The sequence below is a fragment of the Sulfitobacter sp. R86518 genome, from assembly GCF_042466275.1.
GTDB lineage: Bacteria > Pseudomonadota > Alphaproteobacteria > Rhodobacterales > Rhodobacteraceae > Sulfitobacter > Sulfitobacter pontiacus.
Map to the genome: position 1 here is coordinate 680,585 of NZ_JAXHCA010000005.1, position 16,877 is coordinate 697,461.

The following is a 16,877-nucleotide window of genomic DNA, read 5'->3' on the forward strand; positions in this document are numbered from 1 at the left end:
TGGCATCTTCGACGATCGTCGGGGGCAGTCGGTACCGTGGACGGGCACTCTTCACTGGCTTCTCTTCGGTCACACGCATCTGCGCATCTCCTCGTTGAAGAACTGAACTCGGGTCAGATCTTGGGCCACGGTGCATGCGGTCCGCTCAAGGCGAACCAGATGGAAGGTCGACGCCGGGTCTGACGCGCCGATGGTGATTTCGATGGCCAATGCCAGGCGCTGAGCCTCGGTCAGCTGACCAAGCGCTGCGCGGGCGACTTCGACCCCGTTCAGCGAAAGTGGAGGATGATCACGCATCATGCGGCGTCCTTCTTTTTACGGGGACGGGGAATGTCAGCAGGCCATTCAAGGTCTGCTGGCCAGTTTTCGCTGAACCAAATCATCGCCCTCTGGGCGGTCTGGATCGTGCAGCCCTTACCGCCACGCAGCCTCTCAAAGAGAGTGGCGTTACCGGCTGCTTTATTTGACAAAGTTGCTTCCGACCTCCCGATGTGGGTGGCCATGGTCTCCGCCAGTTCTGTGAGTTGCTCGCTAATCATGATCACTAAAGTAATTATTTGCACTGCTAAGTCAATCATAATTTGCACTGAATTGGAAATAGTCCGTTTCCAACCACGCTCTTGTGCGGGAGCGTGGTTTTAGTGTAATTCTGCACTGTTTTGGAAACGCATGAGATATACGAGCTTATTGAAGCACGCCGAAAGGAACTCAACCTTTCGCAGTCTCAGCTTGGCATGCTCGCACTCGGGCAGGACAACAGCTCTGTCATCCAGGCAATAAAGCGAGGCTCATCCCCATCAGCCCACAAACTCGAAGCCATCTGCAACGCGCTAGGCTTGGAATTCTACGTGGGCAGAAAGCGAAGTGACGGCGAGACACAAAGTAGCAGCAACCAAGAGGGTAGTGAGGTGCCTAACGACTTCGCATTTGTTGAGCGCTTTGATGTCAGCCTCTCAGCTGGTCCAGGCACGAGCGGAGAAAACGCTAAGAAGCTTGCTCCTGTAGCATTCAGGCTGGACTGGATGCGAGAGAAGAGATTGGCCCCCGAAAAATGCGTTGTTTGCGGTGTGCGAGGCAACAGCATGGAGCCATTGTTATTTGATGGCGATTTGGTCTTGCTAGATAGACGACAAACGGATCCTCGGGATGGGCAAATCTATGGTGTCGTTGATATTGAAGGCGATACAAGGATTAAGAGGATCGAACTCATCGACAACGGGCTTTTGCTCCGATCTGAAAACCCAGAGTGCCGCACAGAGCTAAGGCACGGCGAGGATGCCAACCGCGTTCAGATAATCGGTTCTTTGGTTTGGTCTGGGCATAGCTATGATGCATCTAGTCAAACCCTCATCTCACAGAAGCCCCGTAAAAGCACAATGAATCATGAATGGATTTTACCACGATGACAAACTGTATCCAGTGCGGAAAATCACTAACCGTCTGGAACAAGGTTAGCGAAGACAAATGCTATTCTTGTGTGAGCGGCAACGAAAAGGCTGCGCGGGAAAAAGCCGCTGAAAAGACGAAGCACGGTAGTGAGGCGGAGGCTGCTCTGCGCAAAGCCCGAGATGCCTCGATCGAAGCGATCATGGTCACGACCGAAACCCACCCAAGTATCGGAATTTCTCAGCGCCTCGGCATTGTGACGGCAGAATGCGCTTATGGGATGAATGTCTTCAAGGACGTTTTTGCGGGCATACGAAACATCGTCGGTGGACGTTCAAAGGCCGTTCAACAGACAATGAGAGATGCGCGTGAGACTGTGCTCTATGAGTTGAAGCAGGAAGCTTCTCTGCTTGGAGCAGATGCAGTCGTGGCCGTTGACCTGGACTATGTGCAGATCGGCGACGGCGGATGGAGCATGGTCATGCTGGTTGCGTCTGGAACGGCCGTTAAGATCGAGCAACCAGCAGCCGCCTAAGTCTTCCCTTCAGCCCGGCGCATCCTGCGGATCGCGCGCATCATGATCGTGCGGCGTTCGGCTATATCATCGGCCAGAATGCATTTTCGGCGCTCAATCCGCGTTTCCAGGACAGTAAGCCGTTGTTCTTCAACGTAATTTGTAAATCGCTGCCATTTTGCGTGCAGTTTTCGCCGCTGTACATTGCCGTCTAACATCTCTGAAAACCCATATAATGCTGGGTTATGCATACATCATATGGCGCTGCACAGCTAATGGTTTGGCTGCTTATCCTCGCGAAGACATTGTGATCTTCGCTCTCAATCAGGCCTTAACTTTCAAGATCTGATCAGTCTGAGGCACCCTAAACGTTTTTTCATCAATTTGAACGACCTCGTGGCCATTCATAAGAAATGCATATCGCGAGCTGGAGGTGCGAACTTTGCCGCTCATCAGCGACTTGCTCTCGCTGATTATCGCATGCTTTCCCACGGTAACAGATGTCCCATTCTGATCTTGGCACTCAATTTTTTCGAACGGGTTTGGGTCAATATTCTGCATGGCGATTCCTTCAGGGGCACTTCAAGCCGGGTTCCCAGCCAATGATATCTATGCGAGAACTTTCGTAAAGGAGAACATCATGGGCGCGAATTCAAAGATCGAATGGACGACGCATACGTTCAATCCCTGGTGGGGTTGCACTAAGGTCTCCGAGGCTTGCAAGCATTGTTATGCCGAAGCATGGGCCAAGCGCGTTGGTCAGAATGTGTGGGGACCGAAGCCCGAGCGCCGTTTTCTTAGCGATAACCACTGGCGACAGCCCTTGAAATGGAACCGCGAAGCAGAAGGTGCAGCCGAGCGGCCGCGCGTCTTCTGTGCCTCCATGGCCGATGTGTTCGAGGACCGCGACGAACTGCTCGAGGCACGGGATCGACTGTTCGATCTGATCGAAGCAACACCCAATCTTGACTGGCTCCTTCTCACGAAGCGCCCACAGAATGTAGCACGCCTTGCGCGGTGGACAGATAGCTGGCCCGATAACGTCTGGCTTGGAACGACCGTGGAGTTGCAGACACGCGCTGATGAGCTGTTGCCGTACTTGGAGAGTATTCCTGCCAAGGTCCGGTTTATCTCGGCAGAGCCTTTGCTAGGACCACTTGATCTGAAGAGATGGCTTGGCTCAACAATTGACTGGGTTATCACCGGCGGCGAAAGTGGCCCGAAAGCGCGGCCGGCATCTCCACAATGGTTCACAGAGCTACACGCTCAATGCATGAGAGCTGAAACAGCATTTCACTTTAAACAGTGGGGGGATTGGGCTCCAGGTGATGGGATAAATCTTCTAGCACATAAAAAGGCTGCAAAAGCCACCGCTGCTGATGGAACTGAGATGCTCCGGGTTGGCAAGAAGATTGCGGGTCGTACTTTGGCCGGAAAAGAATGGGACCAACTGCCCACGCAAACTGTTGCCCGCATAGGCTGATAGTGCGTTACTGAACTCCCGCGATAATAGGGATTCGGTGATGACGGATTTGTACTTCGGACGAGAGCAGAGTGAAGCGAAACACCAGATATTGGCTCGTTACCTCACACCGTTTGCCAATAAAATTCTAAGCACTTGGGCAAGTATTGATTTTATCGATGGCTTTTCTGGTCCTTGGGAGCACAGGGATACGGAGCACCTAAGCGACACATCGATTGGGGTATCTCTGAAGACACTCTCTGATGTCGCGGAGGCGCTCGGACACACGCCCGAAGATAGACGGATCAGATGCATCTTCAACGAGGCGAAACCTTCCTCATATCGACTGCTGGCCGAATACGTTTCCCGAGTTCGTGAAAAATACCCCTTGCTTAAGATCGAAACTTTCCAAGGCGAGTTTGCGACTAATGCGCCCAGTATACGTGCTGCAGCGGACCACGCCTTTCAACTCCTCTTTGTTGATCCCACGGGATACACGGGGTTTCCTCCTTCAGCCCTCAAGCTTTTTAATGGGCGTTCTAGTGAGGTAATTGTCAACTTCATGCGTTCCTTTATGGAGAGGTTCGTCTCAAGCGATCACAAGGACAGGGAAAGCGCTCTCGTTGGTCTGTTGGGCGAAAAGCGAGCGAGATACCTGATAGATACCGGCGTCACGATTGAGCTTGTTGAAGCTGAGTATCTCAAGATGCTCAGAGCTGATTTGAAATATAAATACGCTGCCTTTTCGCCGATCCATAACCCTGACAAGAATATGATCCAGTTTAACTTGGCATATGCCACTTGGCATCACGAAGGTATGGAGGTCATGCGGGGAGCAGAGTTCACAGCCCTTTCGTCTCACGATCGAGCCCGGTTCAAGAAGTCTAATACTCAGCAGCATGCCAGTCTTTTCGATGCGGCAGGGATGTCAGACGATCTCGAAATTCGGGGTCCCTATCTCAAAAAACGACAAGAACACCTTGAACGGGCAGATCAGCATTTGACGTCCCTCTTGGACGAGCACCCCAATGGGATCGCCTTTGCGAAGTTTGCTGCGATCGCCCAGCAAGATCTGTTTCTCAAGCGTAGCGAACTTGGAGATGTTGTTGTTGCGATGGCCAACAGGGGAAAATTGCAGCGGACTTGGAAAACAAGAAGTGAAAAAGCAAAAAAGCCGAACCGTGATGATATGATCACTCGGGTGTAGGACACGTGATTGCGATTATCTTTGAGCCAAAATCAATTCTGAAAACGTCCCACCTTATTCTGAGATGATTGATCGCTACCAACTGTTGAAGCGATGTTTAACAGGGGTTTGAACAAGGTGGGACGTTTTCAATCGAAACGGCTAGCTCCGTCCCACCTTGTGAGATCGATTTCCTTATTTTTATGGCTCATTATTTTCTGGCCATAGACTTTTGCACAATAGGTGCGAAGCTTATTTGGCAGCGCTGTAATCACATAATTTTAGGTGATCTCGCACCAACCCTCTTATTTTTAAGGCTGTACAGTCATCCGGCTTCTTCCGGGCACATCTAGGGTCTTCCGGATTAAAAGCCCTGTTTCTGCCAGCATTTCCTTCGCTCTACACCTGAGCAGACGTTTACGGAAATAGAACATCCGGCCTCTACGCATCAGGTAGGGGCCGGCTCGATATTTAGGTTTTTGTCGGTGGTTTCGACGGGCTGAAACGCGATGCTGTTGGGCATAGCGCGCAAGGCCCTGTGTCACACTCTGTGTTACAGTCTCAGAATGCCGTGACACAGACGTCGTACCAGACTTGGTTAAGTCTTTGTTATTTCGAGTGTGAGAAAGAAAGTTGGCTGGGATGGTAGGATTCGAACCTACGGTACACTGTACCAAAAACAGTTGCCTTACCACTTGGCTACATCCCAACGTGTGGGCGTAATTAGTCCGGAGTGCGGGGGGGTGCAATACCTTTCTGGAGAAAAAGTGGGGAGAATCTCGGAATTTATTCTTGAGCCGTGTTTGGGGCAGAGCAGGCTGTGTTCTATTGGGGAGGATCAGCGGTGCCGCTCTGCCTCAGGGGGCCTATTGCCGCTGTATGTCTTGCTGCTGATATCCTGCGTCCGAGCGAACACGTGATCGCGCGAAAGGGGGGACGTGGGGGCGCACCGCGGCCGTCCCCCTCGCTTCAAGGGTGCAGTATGTGTCGCGTGCTAGGACTGTCAGCCCTCGCAGTTGATCAAGATCGCACCGGCGCGGGCACCGGCTTCGACGGCTTCATGGGCTTTGACCGTGTCTGACAGCGCGAATGTCTGCTCGACCGGGCAGTGCAGCGCCCCTTCGGCCAAGGCTTGGTGGGTTTTCTTGATCGCGAGGGCACGTTCGGCCTCGGTCAGCAGGTAGACGAGGATGATGTCGATGGTCACCGCCTTAAAGAGCAGGGGCAGGAAGGGGAGCGTCGGCTCCATCACCTTGGCAGAGCCATAGGCCGCGATGCGCCCGTTGGGTTTGATCACCTCTGCATCCAGCGCGATATTGGCCCCGAATTCGACCTCGATGATCTGGTCGACGGGGGCACCACCGTTGGCATCAAGCACCTGTTGCGCCAGATCGGAGGCGCTATAGTCCAGCACGACCTGCGCGCCTGCGGATTTTGCGCGCTCGGCCCCACTGGCTCCGGTGGTGGCGATAACGCGCGCCCCTGCCCAGGCGGCGAATTGCACGGCGAGATAGCCGACGGTGCCCGCGCCCCCCTGGATAAGCAGCGTTTGCCCCGCGACATCACCGCCGTTGAACACGGCGTGGGCCGCGGTCAGCCCGGGTATGCCAAGGCTGGCGGCAGTGTCAAAGCTCACGTCATCGGGCAGCGGGACGGCCTGCGCTTGTGGCAGGACGATATGGGTCGCGGCAGTGCCGAAGGGGCGCTGCCATTGCCCGTTCCAGATCCAGACGCGCTGGCCCACGCGGGCTTGGTCCACACCGTCGCCCACGGCCTCGATCACGCCGGCACCATCGCTATGCGGGATCACAGTCTCGAAGGGCGGATGGGTCATGCCGGGGCGCCCGCGGCGGGATTTCACATCGGACGGGTTGACGCCCGACACGGCCAGCCGCACCAGCACCTCGCCCGCAGCGGGGGCAGGGGTTGGCATCTCGGTCAGGGTCAGCACGTCGCGTGCTTCGCCAAGGGTGGAATAGGTGACTGCGCGCATGAGAGCTCCTGATCATGGGGACGGTGTTGTGTCACCTAAGCCCAAGACCGCGGCATGTGCAATTGCGCGGTCAGTCGCGTAGCTCTTTCGGGCCCACGCCCCAAAGCCGTGCTTTGGGGGCCCAGCCTTTATAGCCGCCGACCCGCAGGAAACACCATTCAAGGTCACAGGCCCCGAGCCGCGCGATCACGCCCAGTTCAAGCTCTGCCTCGACGGGGGCCTTGGGGTCGGGGCGGACAAGCAGCTGCAGACGGTCTTGTTCCACCAGAACGGTGCGCGTGCCCGACAAAAGCGAATAATGCACCCAGCCGCCCATACCGTCGCGGTCTTCGACGCGGCGCCAATGGCCATGCTCTGCCGTGATGCGCAGGGGCAGGTCGCGATGTTTGAACACCCAATCGATCCGGTGCGTCAGCGAAGGCCCGCGCCGCACGTTCCCCTCGCTCGCTTTCATGGACACGAAACGGGGCACCGGCAGGTTGGTCACCTGGCCGACCTCTTGCGCGAAAACCGGGGTGGTGCACAGGTGAACGGCTGCAAGGGCGCCCAAAAGGACGGAACGTAACATCGGTTTCATGACTGCCTGTCTGGTCTGTTGCCGTTGATTTAATGCAGTTTTGCCCTGCGAGGTTCTTGTGCCTCGTCTCTGCTTGGGACACCATGCCACCAAGCACAGTGCAAAGCCATATTTGGGAGGCCCACAATGTCAAAGCAACCGCTAAGTGTTGTAGTCACGCGACGGTTGCCGGAAGTCGTCGAAAAGCGATTGACGGAACTGTTTCATGTGACGTTGCGCGCGGATGACACGCCGATGACCCGCTCTGAACTGGGCGAGGCGATGAAAACTGCGGATATTCTGGTGCCCACCGTGACCGATGAAATCGACGCGGCACTGATCGGGCAGGCGGGGGACCGGCTGAAACTGATCGCGAACTACGGGGCGGGTGTCGATCATATTGACGTGATGACAGCGCGGCAGCGCGGGATTCTGGTGTCCAATACGCCCGGCGTGCTGACGGAAGACACCGCCGATATGACCATGGCGCTGATTCTCGCGGTCACACGGCGCATGTCCGAAGGCATGGCGCAGATGCAAAAAGGCGATTGGCAGGGCTGGGCCCCGACTGCGCTGCTTGGCGGGCGCGTCAGCGGCCGCCGTTTGGGTATTCTGGGGATGGGCCGCATTGGTCAGGCCGTCGCACGGCGCGCGGCTGCCTTTGGCATGCAGGTCCACTACCACAACCGCCGCCGTCTGCGCCCCGAGATCGAAGAGAGCCTTGGCGCGACCTATTGGGAAAGCCTTGACCAGATGGTGGCCCGCATGGACGTGATGAGCATCAACTGCCCGCACACCCCCAGCACCTTCCATCTGATGAACGCCCGCCGTCTGAAGCTGATGAAGCCCGACGCGGTGATCGTAAACACCTCCCGGGGGGAAGTGATCGACGAAAACGCGCTGACGCGGATGCTGCGCGCGGGCGAGCTGCAAGGCGCAGGGCTGGACGTGTATGAACACGGCACCGACATCAACCCGCGCTTGCGCGAGCTGACCAATGTCGTGCTCTTGCCGCATATGGGGTCTGCGACGCTCGAAGGGCGGGTGGAGATGGGCGAGAAGGTCATCATCAACATCAAGACCTTCGAAGACGGGCACCGTCCGCCGGATCAGGTCGTACCCTCAATGCTTTAGGTGCAGCGCCGGTGCGGTTCAATTTGCGCTGGCGCTAAAAACAAGTAGGTTGACCCCGAGCACCGGAACGGGGAGGGGACCATGCTTGCACATCACATCGTAAAGTACATCGGGCGGACCTGCACAGCCATCGCCATAGGTGGTTTTGTAAGCGGGGCCGCTTTCGCGCAACAGGCCGCCGATAGTGTCGCGCCCGAAGGTGCCAGCCAAGGCAGCTTTACCGGCATGTCGCCGCGGATCACCGCCGCCTTCGAGGCTAAGGATGCGGGCAAACCCGTCATCGCCCGGAACTGGATGGTCGCCGCCGCCAACCCTCATGCGGTTCAGGCAGGGGCGGATGTGCTGGCACGGGGCGGCACCGCTGCCGACGCGCTGGTCGCCGTCCAAGCGATGCTGGGGCTGGTGGAGCCGCAAAGCTCTGGCCTGGGTGGCGGGGCGTTTCTGGTCTGGTATGACGCCGCATCGGGCAGGCTGACCACGCTGGACGGGCGCGAAACCGCGCCGCTGGCGGTCACGCCGCAATTGTTTCAGGACGATCAAGGTGTGCCGCTGGGGTTCTTTGACGCCGTCGTTGGCGGGCGGTCGGTCGGTACGCCGGGCACCCCTGCGTTGATGGCCGCAGCGCATGAGAAATGGGGCAACCAGCCGTGGGCCGAGCTGCTGGCCCCCTCTGTCGCCTTGGCCGAGAAGGGCTTTGCCGTGTCCCCACGTCTTGCGGGGCTGGTGGCTGATGACGCCGAACGGCTGGCAACGTCGGAAACGACAGCATCCTATTTCATGCCGAACGGCACGCCGGTTCAGGCAGGCGATACGCTGAAAAATCCTGACTATGCCCGCACGGTTGCAGCGCTGGCTGAACGCGGGGCGAAGGCTTTCTATACCGGCGACATTGCGCGCGACATCGTGGGGGCTGTCCAAGGGGCCACCAACCCCGGTGTGCTGTCAGAGGTCGATCTTTCGATCTATCGGGTCAAGGAACGCGACGCCCTTTGCGCGCCCTATCACGGGCATGAGGTCTGTGGCATGGGGCCGCCGTCCTCCGGTGCGTTGGCCGTTGGGCAAATACTGGGGCTGCTGGAAAATGCGGACCTGAGCGCCGGACCGGCGTACGCAGATTTGTTGCGGCTGATCGGCGATGCCTCGCGGCTCGCCTTTGCGGATCGGGGGCGCTATGTAGCTGATACCGATTATGTGCCGGTGCCGGTGACCGGTATGCTCGACCCATCCTATCTGGCGGAGCGCGCCAAGCTGTTGCAGGGCGACGATGCGCTGCCCGAAGTCACCGCGGGCGCGCCCGCTTTCGACCATGCCCTGAACTTTGCCGATGATATCTCTATCGAGCTGCCGTCGACCTCGCATGTGTCGATCGTGGACAGCATGGGTAACGTCGCAAGCATGACCACCACCATCGAAAACGGCTTTGGGAGCCGCCTGATGGTGCGCGGGTTTTTGTTGAATAACGAGCTGACGGATTTCTCTTTCCGGTCGCATACCGATGGCGTGCCGATTGCCAATCGGGTCGAGCCGGGAAAACGCCCGCGCTCGTCGATGGCACCGACGATTGTGATGAAGGATGGCGCGCCGGTTCTGGCCGTGGGCAGCCCCGGTGGCAGCCGCATCATCGGCTATGTCGCGGGCGCAATCATCGCGCATCTGGATTGGGGAATGGATGTGCAACAGGCCACCGCACTGCCCCATGCGATCAACCGGTTCGGCCCCTACGACCTTGAGGAAGGCACCGACGCCGCCGCGATGGCCGATGCGCTGTCCGGCCTTGGCTACGAGGTGAACACCCGCGCGCTGACCTCGGGGTTGCATATGATTTCGATTGGCGATGACCTGCGCGGCGGGGCTGACCCGCGCCGCGAAGGCATCGCCCTTGGCGAGTGATCGCCCATTCTGAACCAAAGGAAAGACCACATGGCACAGGCCACCGACATGCCCCGCAACGAGACCGGGATCGACACCGCTTTGGGTATCCTCAAGCAGCAATTCGGCGAACGCTTCCAGACGGGGGGCGCGATCCGCGAACAGCACGGGCATACGACGACCTGGATCAGAAATCAGGCTCCCGATGCTGTGGTTTTTGCCCGCTCGACCGACGATGTCGCGGCTGTGGTCAAGGTCTGCGCCGCGCATAGGGTGCCGGTCATCGCCTTCGGCACCGGCACCTCGCTTGAAGGGCATGTGAATGCGCCCGCGGGGGGCGTGTCGATCGACGTCACGCAGATGGACGCTGTGGTCGAGGTCAACGCCGGCGATCTGGATTGCCGCGTGCAACCCGGCGTCACGCGCGAGGCGCTGAACACCCATTTGCGGGATCAGGGTCTGTTCTTTCCCATTGATCCCGGGGCCAATGCCTCGCTTGGCGGGATGACGGCGACGCGGGCCTCGGGCACCAATGCGGTGCGCTATGGCACGATGAAGGACAACGTGCTGGCGGTCGAGGCGGTGATGGCCGATGGCACGGTGATCCGCACCGGCGCACGGGCGCGCAAATCATCCGCCGGATACGATCTGACGCGTCTGATGGTGGGCTCTGAAGGGACATTGGGCGTGATCACCGAGATCACGCTTAAACTGCAAGGCATCCCCGAGGCGATCAGCTCTGCCCGCTGTTCCTTCCCCTCGGTCGAGGCGGCCTGTGAAACCGTGCAAAGCGTGATCCAATACGGGCTGCCCGTCGCACGGATAGAGCTGCTGGACGCGATGGTCGTGCGCGCGGTGAATGCCTATGCCAAACTGTCGCTGCCCGAAACGCCGATGTTGCTGCTGGAGTTTCATGGCTCTGACGCTGGTGTGGTCGAACAGACCGAGACATTCGCAGCGCTCGCCGATGAAAACGGCGGCACCGACTATCAGGCGACCACCACGATGGAGGAACGCAACAAGCTGTGGCAAGCGCGCCATGACGCCTATTGGGCGATGCTGGCCCTTCGCCCCGGCTGCAAGGCGGTGGCGACCGACGTTTGTGTCCCGATCTCAAGGCTGGCCGAAGCGGTCGGCCGCGCGAACGCCAAAGCGGCGGAGCTGGACCTGATCGCGCCCATCGTCGGCCACGCAGGCGATGGCAATTTCCACGCCTCGCTGCTGCTGGATATGGACGACGCGGATGAAGTCGCCCGCGCCGAGGCGTTCATTAGCTGGCTCAACGAGCTCGCGATCTCGATGGAGGGGACATGCACCGGAGAGCATGGCATCGGACAGGGCAAACGCCCCTATCTGGTCAAGGAACTGGGAGCGGCAGTGGGCGTCATGGGCGCGATCAAACAGGCGCTCGACCCCGATAACATTATGAACCCGGGCAAGATTCTTCCCGAATCCCTGGCGTAGTCGGGGCGGCGCGCGCGGTATATCGATCCCTGCCACCGGCAGGGATGCGATGCCTCCGGCGGGGATTTTAACCATTTGGAAGCGGCCTGCGCGCGAGTTTTTCGACGTTGGTCGCATTTGTGCTGTCTTTGGTCGGCTGGGTTCTGCGTTTTGCGCGGGGACTGCTAAATGTCGCTAAGACCTATTCTGGCGGAGCATTGGATTCATGAAAACTCAAGTCAAAGCACTGGTTGTGGGCGGCGGCGCCGTTGGCACGTCGATTGCCTATCATCTGGCCCGCGCCGGATGGGATGATGTGATGTTGCTTGAGCGGGACGAGCTGACCTCGGGGTCTACATGGCACGCGGCAGGGTTGTTGCCCTATTTCAACATGTCCTATGCGACGACCCACATCCACGACTATTCAATCAAGTTCTACAAGACGCTTGAGGAAGAGACCGGCCTGAACGCGGGCTTTGCCGTGGTGGGGAACCTGCGCATGGCGCAGACGGACGAACGCATGGACGAATACATGCTCTATGCCTCCACCGCCGAGACCTGCGGCGTGCCCTATACTTTCATGACGCCGGACGAGATCAAGGCAAAATGGCCGCTGATCAAGACCGACGATCTGAAAGGCGCGCTGTATCACCAGACGGACGGCTACATTAACCCCGCCGATGTCACCATGGCGATGGCCAAGGGCGCGCGGCAGCGGGGCGTGGCGATTGAGCGCAAGTGGCAGGCGGATGCCTTTCACTGGAATGGCGCGGCGTGGGAAGTTACCATCACGAAGATGGTCGAGAAGGGCGGGAACCTTGTCCCCTCGGACGAGCAGGTCGTGATCACCGCCGAACATGTTGTTACCGCCAGCGGCAACCACGCGCAGCGCACCGCCAAGATGCTGGGCATCAAGATGCCCGCCATTCCGGTTGAACATACGTTTATCGTGATGGATCAGGACCCCGAGCTGGTCAAATGGCGCGCCGACGGCAATCCGGAGCATCCGGTTGTGCGGGACGCCGACAATGAATCCTACGCCCGCGAAGAGCGGGGCGGCTGGATTTTGGGAATCTACGAGCGCGGCGCGCCTGCGCGGTTCGAATATGGGGTGCCGGACAGCTTCCGGGCCGATCTGTTTCCGCTGGATCTGGACCGGATCGCGGATCAGTATATGGCGATGGCCGAACGCGTTCCGTCTTGTGCGGACTCCGGCCTCAAGGACGATTTCAACGGGCCGATCTGCTATACGCCCGACGGCAACCCGCTGGTTGGTCCGGCACCCGGCCTGCGCAATATGTGGCTGGCCGAAGGGTTCTCTTTCGGGATCACGGCTGCGGGGGGCACGGGCTACTATCTGGCGCAGATGATGGTCGAGGGCGAGGCCGAGATCGACATGGCGTCGCTGGACCCCAAACGCTATGGCGACTGGATGACCACCGAATATGCCGCGCGCAAGAACGAAGAGGCCTACGAGCACGTCTATATCCTGCACCACCCGGATGAGGAGCGCCCCGCCTGTCGGCCCTTGCGCACCTCGCCCGCCTATGACCGTCAGGCCGCCCGTGGCGCACAGTTCGGCCATGTGAACGGGTGGGAACGCCCGAACTACTTTGCGCCGCTGGGGTTCAATGACCATGACAGCCGGTCCTTCCGGCGCGGCGGCTGGTGGCAGCATGCGGTCGATGAGGCCAAGGCGATCCGCGAGGGCGTGGGCCTGATCGATGCGACCGCCTTTACCAAACATCTGGTCAAGGGGCCGGGGGCCACTGCCTTTCTGGATTGGTTCACCTGCAACAAGCTGCCTTCCGTCGGGCGCATCAACCTGACCTATGCGCTGACGATCAACGGCACCACGCGCACCGAATATACCATCGTGCGGCTCGCTCAGGATGAATACTACCTTGTGTCCGCCGGGGCCTGGACGGCCTATGACAGTGATTTCCTGCGCAAGGCCATCGCCGATAAAGCGCCCGAATTCGGGTATATCGAATGTCATGACGTGACCACGCAATGGGGTGTCTTTGCCATTGCGGGCCCCAAATCGCGTGATGTCCTGAAAGAGGTCATCAAGGATGCGGACCCCGAGACGGTGCTGAGCAACAAGCGGTTCCCCTGGTTGACCATGCGCAATATCGAGCTGGGGATGGTCCCTGTCCGCGCCATCCGCGTCGCCTATACCGGAGAGCTCGGCTGGGAGCTGCACCACCCGATCGAGATGCAGAACCACCTGTTCGATCTGCTGGAGAAGGCGGGTGAGAAACACGGGATGAAACTGGTCGGCGCGCGGGCACAGAACTGGCTGCGGCAAGAGAAATCCTACCGTGCTTTCGGCAATGAACTGGGCCGCGATGCCACCCCGCTAGAGGCCGACCTGCCGCGCTTTGTCGACCTGTCCAAGGACTTCCACGGCAAGGACGCAATGCAAGCCCATGGCATTCGCAGCAAATGTGTGACCTTGCTGATCGACGGGCCCGACGACGCCGACCCTTGGGGCCGCGAAGTGCTGTATCACGGCGACACCCGCGTTGGCCGCCTGACCTCGGGCGGGTATTCGGTGGCCTTCGGGAAATCCATCGGCATGGGCTACGTCAAACCCGACATCGCGGAGGTCGGCACGAAGCTGAAGGTCAAGATGTTCGACCAGCTATGGGACGCCGAAGTGGTAGAGGACAGCCCCTACGACCCGAAAAACGCAACGATCCGCGTGGATGGGTGACGCAGACATTTACTCTGACACATACAGAGCCCCGCCAACCACATGTTTGGCGGGGCTTTTTTCCTACCGCACCTGACGCCGCGAAAGCCAGTTGTCCCAGCTGCTGGGGCTACCGGCATAGACGTTGATGTCGATGTCGCCGGCGGCTCCGGGGACGCGGCCGGTGCTGGTGTATTGCCAGAAGGTCCAGCGCTCGTCGGGGTATTTCTCGGACGGGTGGGCGGCGGTGGAGCGGAGCCAGAATTCAACACCGCGCAGACGCCCCATGTCATTCTGGGCATAGAACTCCGGCGTGGTGTAGACGACGGGCTGCTGCCCGTAATGCGCGCGCAGGATGCTTAGAAAGTTCTGCGCGTTGCGCCGGACGGTATCGGCGGGCGGGCGCAGGGTGCAGGTGGGGGAAAAGGGGTTCCACTCCAGATCCAGCACGGGGGGCAGCATGCCCGGCGCTTTGGGCACGTTTTCGATGAACCAGCGGGCCTGTTTCTCGGGCGTCGTGCAGAAATAATAGAAGTGATAGGCCCCGCGGGCGACACCGGCGCGGCCGGCACCCTCCCAGTGGTTCTGGAACATCGGGTCCAGTAGATCGCCGCCTTCGGTGGCTTTGATGAAGGCGAAGTTCACGCCGGAGACGCGGGCCTCGCCCCAGTTCAGCGATTGCTGGAAGCGCGCCACATCAATGCCGTGCACCGCATAGCGGTCGGGGCTTTGGCCGGGCCAGTCGAACGGCTTGCGGTCGCCGAAATTGGCCGCCGTCACATCTCCCACAGGGACAGAGAGTTGCGGCGCACCACAGGCCGAAAGGGCAAGGGCAGAGAGGAGGGCAAGAACGCGAAGTCGGGGCATAGGGTCACGGCTTTCGTGCGATAAAGGCCAGATTATTGGCGGGCATGTCGATCCTGTCGATCGGGCTTAGTGCAGCATCGCTGAGCCAACGCGTGATGTCGACCGTATCCTTGTACCCGATGGCGGGATCGGCGGTGCGCAGCTCGGCCTCGAATTTCGCATCTCCGTCGGAGGTGAGCACACCCTCGCGGCGGAACGGACCATAGAGGATCAACGTGCCACCGGCGGCGAGCGCAAGCGCGGCTTCGGCGATGACCTGCTGCGCGGCCTCTGTCGGGATCAGATGCAGCAGGTTGGCGAGGAAGATCAGGTCTTGCGGTGGCAGTGGCTTGTGCCAACCCGCCGCTGCTGCATCCAGCGGGGCGGCGGGGGCGACGTTGGTCAGCCCGGCTTCGGCGATATAGGCGTCGATGCTGTCGCGGCGGTCGGGGGCAGGCTCGGTCGGCTGCCAGTGCAGATCGGGCAGGGCGCGGGCGAAGGCGGCGATATGCTGCCCCGTCCCGCTGGCAACCTCGAGCGCGCGACCTGTCTGAGGTGCATGGTCACGCAGCAGGTCACACAGGGCGTCTTTGTTCCGGTCGGCGGCGGGGGCGTGCAGCATGGCACCGCGGGTGGGCAGCGCGACGCTGGCGCTTGGGGGAAGCTTGGCTGTCATGCGCGCAGCCTATCGGGGCGCAGTGCCTCGACCACGGGATCGGGCAGCGACGGCGCATTGCCAAGGGTCAGATCGGCCACCAGTTGCGAGGCGGCGGCGCTGGTCTGGAAACCGTAGCCGCCTTGTCCCGCGCTCCAGATAAAGTCGGGCTGGGCGGGATCGGGGCCCAGCACCAACGTGCGGTCCACGGCAAAGCTGCGCAGCCCCGCCCATGTTGCGATGGGTTTCGTCAGCGGCGCGGCGACCATGTTCTGATACCGCTCCAGCCCTTCGGCCAGCACCATGTCGTCGGCCCATGCGTCCTGCGGTTCGGTCGCGTCCTCATCAGCGGGCGAGATCAGCAGCGCGCCCGCATCAGGCTTGGCGTACCATGTTTCGCCCACGCCAAAGAACATCGGCCAGCGCGACAGGTCATGCCCGCCCGGTGCCGCAATGCGGGCCATGGACCGGCGGTAGGGGGTGATGCCGATGGGAGGCACACCGGCCAGAATGGCAATCTGGTCGGCCCAAGCCCCGGCGGCGTTGACCAGTTTTGCGGCGTGATAGATGTGCGGGCCTGCGGTGACCTTCCACGAATTGCCCGTGCGGGTGATGGATGTGACGGGATGCCCGGTTTCGATCCGCCCGCCATTGCCGCGCAGTTCTTTGGCGAAATCCTGCAGCAGACGGTCGGTATCAATATCATGGGCGTCAGCGTGGTAGCCAGCAAAGGCGATGCGCTCGGCGGCCAGGATCGGCACAAGGCGGAGCGCATCGTCGGGGGTGATCTGTTCGACCCCCATATGGGCGAGATCGCTGTGAAACGCCTCTTCCTCGTGGCGGTCGGCGATGATCATGAGGCCGCGCGGTGACAGGTAGCCGCCGTCGCGCAGATAGCCGACGGTGGCCTTGTTCAGCGCCTGCACGGAGGGGGCACCGTAATTCTCTTCGATCAGCGCGGCCGACCGGCCAGAGGCGTGATAGCCAAGCGCTTTTTCCCCTTCGATCACCGTGACTTTTGCATCACCAGACAGGCGCGCCGCGGCCGAGATGCCCGCGATGCCGCCGCCGATCACAAGGATATCGGATGTGTTTTCTGTCATAGCTGCCCCCTGTCCCTTGCACTGGTTTCACG

Annotated in this window: 16 protein-coding genes and 1 tRNA gene; 8 read left to right on the plus strand and 9 right to left on the minus strand. The window is 59.9% G+C overall.

The window, feature by feature from the left end:
* Positions 1–69: 69 nt before the first annotated feature.
* Positions 70–297, minus strand: coding sequence for a hypothetical protein (locus SJY36_RS04205; RefSeq protein ID WP_386173200.1), 228 nt, complete (start codon positions 295–297; stop codon positions 70–72).
* Positions 297–578 carry a hypothetical protein gene (locus SJY36_RS04210; protein ID WP_386176442.1) on the minus strand — a complete coding sequence of 94 codons (282 nt, stop codon included), beginning with the start codon at positions 576–578 and terminating at the stop codon, positions 297–299. Before SJY36_RS04210 ends, SJY36_RS04205 begins: the two co-directional genes overlap by 1 nt.
* A gap of 81 nt (positions 579–659) precedes the next feature.
* Here SJY36_RS04210 and SJY36_RS04215 point away from each other — a divergent pair, with 81 nt between their 5' ends.
* Entirely contained in the window at positions 660–1,406 is a 747-nt protein-coding gene (locus SJY36_RS04215; RefSeq protein WP_386173202.1) for an XRE family transcriptional regulator, read from the plus strand.
* Entirely contained in the window at positions 1,388–1,921 is a 534-nt protein-coding gene (locus tag SJY36_RS04220; RefSeq protein WP_386173204.1) for a YbjQ family protein, read from the plus strand. The genes SJY36_RS04215 and SJY36_RS04220 overlap by 19 nt, the downstream gene beginning before the upstream one ends.
* Positions 1,922–2,224: 303 nt before the next feature.
* Here SJY36_RS04220 and SJY36_RS04225 read toward each other — a convergent pair whose 3' ends face one another.
* A complete protein-coding gene (locus SJY36_RS04225; protein WP_386173206.1) occupies positions 2,225–2,461 on the minus strand; it encodes a hypothetical protein in 237 nt (78 codons plus the stop codon).
* Between the two features lie 79 nt (positions 2,462–2,540).
* Here SJY36_RS04225 and SJY36_RS04230 point away from each other — a divergent pair, with 79 nt between their 5' ends.
* Both SJY36_RS04230 and tcmP read left to right on the plus strand, forming a co-directional pair.
* Positions 2,541–3,383, plus strand: a complete 843-nt coding sequence (locus SJY36_RS04230) for a DUF5131 family protein (RefSeq protein WP_386173208.1) — start codon at positions 2,541–2,543, stop codon at positions 3,381–3,383.
* 40 nt (positions 3,384–3,423) lie between these two features.
* The gene (gene tcmP / locus SJY36_RS04235) at positions 3,424–4,569 is read left to right on the plus strand and encodes a three-Cys-motif partner protein TcmP (protein ID WP_386173210.1); all 1,146 of its coding nucleotides are present in this window, start codon (positions 3,424–3,426) and stop codon (positions 4,567–4,569) included.
* Positions 4,570–5,182: 613 nt separating this feature from the next.
* On the opposite strand, the gene SJY36_RS04240 is transcribed toward tcmP, so the two are convergent.
* From SJY36_RS04240 to SJY36_RS04250, 3 genes are all read right to left on the minus strand, one after another.
* Positions 5,183–5,257, minus strand: a tRNA-Gln gene (locus SJY36_RS04240).
* A gap of 294 nt (positions 5,258–5,551) precedes the next feature.
* Positions 5,552–6,541, minus strand: coding sequence for an NADPH:quinone reductase (locus tag SJY36_RS04245; protein ID WP_386173212.1), 990 nt, complete (start codon positions 6,539–6,541; stop codon positions 5,552–5,554).
* 70 nt (positions 6,542–6,611) lie between these two features.
* Positions 6,612–7,118, minus strand: coding sequence for an SH3 domain-containing protein (locus SJY36_RS04250; protein ID WP_005852039.1), 507 nt, complete (start codon positions 7,116–7,118; stop codon positions 6,612–6,614).
* Between the two features lie 126 nt (positions 7,119–7,244).
* Here SJY36_RS04250 and SJY36_RS04255 point away from each other — a divergent pair, with 126 nt between their 5' ends.
* The 4 genes from SJY36_RS04255 to SJY36_RS04270 all read left to right on the plus strand — a co-directional run bounded on the left by SJY36_RS04255 (position 7,245) and on the right by SJY36_RS04270 (position 14,262).
* Entirely contained in the window at positions 7,245–8,231 is a 987-nt protein-coding gene (locus SJY36_RS04255) for a D-glycerate dehydrogenase (RefSeq protein WP_037954222.1), read from the plus strand.
* An 81-nt stretch (positions 8,232–8,312) separates the two neighbouring features.
* Positions 8,313–10,121, plus strand: a complete 1,809-nt coding sequence (gene ggt, locus SJY36_RS04260; protein ID WP_386173215.1) for a gamma-glutamyltransferase — start codon at positions 8,313–8,315, stop codon at positions 10,119–10,121.
* A gap of 30 nt (positions 10,122–10,151) precedes the next feature.
* Positions 10,152–11,564: an FAD-binding oxidoreductase gene (locus SJY36_RS04265; RefSeq protein ID WP_386173217.1), complete on the plus strand. Its 1,413-nt coding sequence runs from the start codon at positions 10,152–10,154 to the stop codon at positions 11,562–11,564.
* 205 nt (positions 11,565–11,769) lie between these two features.
* Positions 11,770–14,262, plus strand: a complete 2,493-nt coding sequence (locus SJY36_RS04270; protein WP_386173219.1) for an FAD-dependent oxidoreductase — start codon at positions 11,770–11,772, stop codon at positions 14,260–14,262.
* A gap of 63 nt (positions 14,263–14,325) precedes the next feature.
* Here the strand turns inward: SJY36_RS04270 and SJY36_RS04275 are convergent, their stop codons facing one another.
* The 3 genes from SJY36_RS04275 to SJY36_RS04285 are packed head-to-tail and all read right to left on the minus strand — an operon-like array spanning position 14,326 to position 16,845.
* Positions 14,326–15,108 (minus strand): GH25 family lysozyme, encoded by a 783-nt coding sequence (locus SJY36_RS04275; RefSeq protein ID WP_386173221.1) that lies wholly within the window; start codon positions 15,106–15,108, stop codon positions 14,326–14,328.
* Positions 15,109–15,112: 4 nt separating this feature from the next.
* On the minus strand, positions 15,113–15,763 hold the full coding sequence (locus SJY36_RS04280) for a DUF938 domain-containing protein (RefSeq protein ID WP_386173223.1): 651 nt from the start codon (positions 15,761–15,763) through the stop codon (positions 15,113–15,115).
* A complete protein-coding gene (locus SJY36_RS04285) occupies positions 15,760–16,845 on the minus strand; it encodes an NAD(P)/FAD-dependent oxidoreductase (RefSeq protein ID WP_386173225.1) in 1,086 nt (361 codons plus the stop codon). The genes SJY36_RS04280 and SJY36_RS04285 overlap by 4 nt, the downstream gene beginning before the upstream one ends.
* Positions 16,846–16,877: the final 32 nt, after the last annotated feature.

Excerpts from the sequence above, each read along its gene's own strand:
- SJY36_RS04205 (WP_386173200.1), bottom strand. The coding sequence starts at position 297 with ATGCGTGATCATCCTCCACTTTCGCTGAACGGGGTCGAAGTCGCCCGC.
- SJY36_RS04210 (WP_386176442.1), bottom strand. The coding sequence starts at position 578 with ATGATTGACTTAGCAGTGCAAATAATTACTTTAGTGATCATGATTAGC.
- SJY36_RS04220 (WP_386173204.1), top strand. The coding sequence starts at position 1,388 with ATGGATTTTACCACGATGACAAACTGTATCCAGTGCGGAAAATCACTA.
- SJY36_RS04225 (WP_386173206.1), bottom strand. The coding sequence starts at position 2,461 with ATGCAGAATATTGACCCAAACCCGTTCGAAAAAATTGAGTGCCAAGAT.
- SJY36_RS04230 (WP_386173208.1), top strand. The coding sequence starts at position 2,541 with ATGGGCGCGAATTCAAAGATCGAATGGACGACGCATACGTTCAATCCC.
- tcmP (WP_386173210.1), top strand. The coding sequence starts at position 3,424 with ATGACGGATTTGTACTTCGGACGAGAGCAGAGTGAAGCGAAACACCAG.
- SJY36_RS04245 (WP_386173212.1), bottom strand. The coding sequence starts at position 6,541 with ATGCGCGCAGTCACCTATTCCACCCTTGGCGAAGCACGCGACGTGCTG.
- SJY36_RS04250 (WP_005852039.1), bottom strand. The coding sequence starts at position 7,118 with ATGAAACCGATGTTACGTTCCGTCCTTTTGGGCGCCCTTGCAGCCGTT.
- SJY36_RS04255 (WP_037954222.1), top strand. The coding sequence starts at position 7,245 with ATGTCAAAGCAACCGCTAAGTGTTGTAGTCACGCGACGGTTGCCGGAA.
- ggt (WP_386173215.1), top strand. The coding sequence starts at position 8,313 with ATGCTTGCACATCACATCGTAAAGTACATCGGGCGGACCTGCACAGCC.
- SJY36_RS04265 (WP_386173217.1), top strand. The coding sequence starts at position 10,152 with ATGGCACAGGCCACCGACATGCCCCGCAACGAGACCGGGATCGACACC.
- SJY36_RS04270 (WP_386173219.1), top strand. The coding sequence starts at position 11,770 with ATGAAAACTCAAGTCAAAGCACTGGTTGTGGGCGGCGGCGCCGTTGGC.
- SJY36_RS04275 (WP_386173221.1), bottom strand. The coding sequence starts at position 15,108 with ATGCCCCGACTTCGCGTTCTTGCCCTCCTCTCTGCCCTTGCCCTTTCG.
- SJY36_RS04280 (WP_386173223.1), bottom strand. The coding sequence starts at position 15,763 with ATGACAGCCAAGCTTCCCCCAAGCGCCAGCGTCGCGCTGCCCACCCGC.
- SJY36_RS04285 (WP_386173225.1), bottom strand. The coding sequence starts at position 16,845 with ATGACAGAAAACACATCCGATATCCTTGTGATCGGCGGCGGCATCGCG.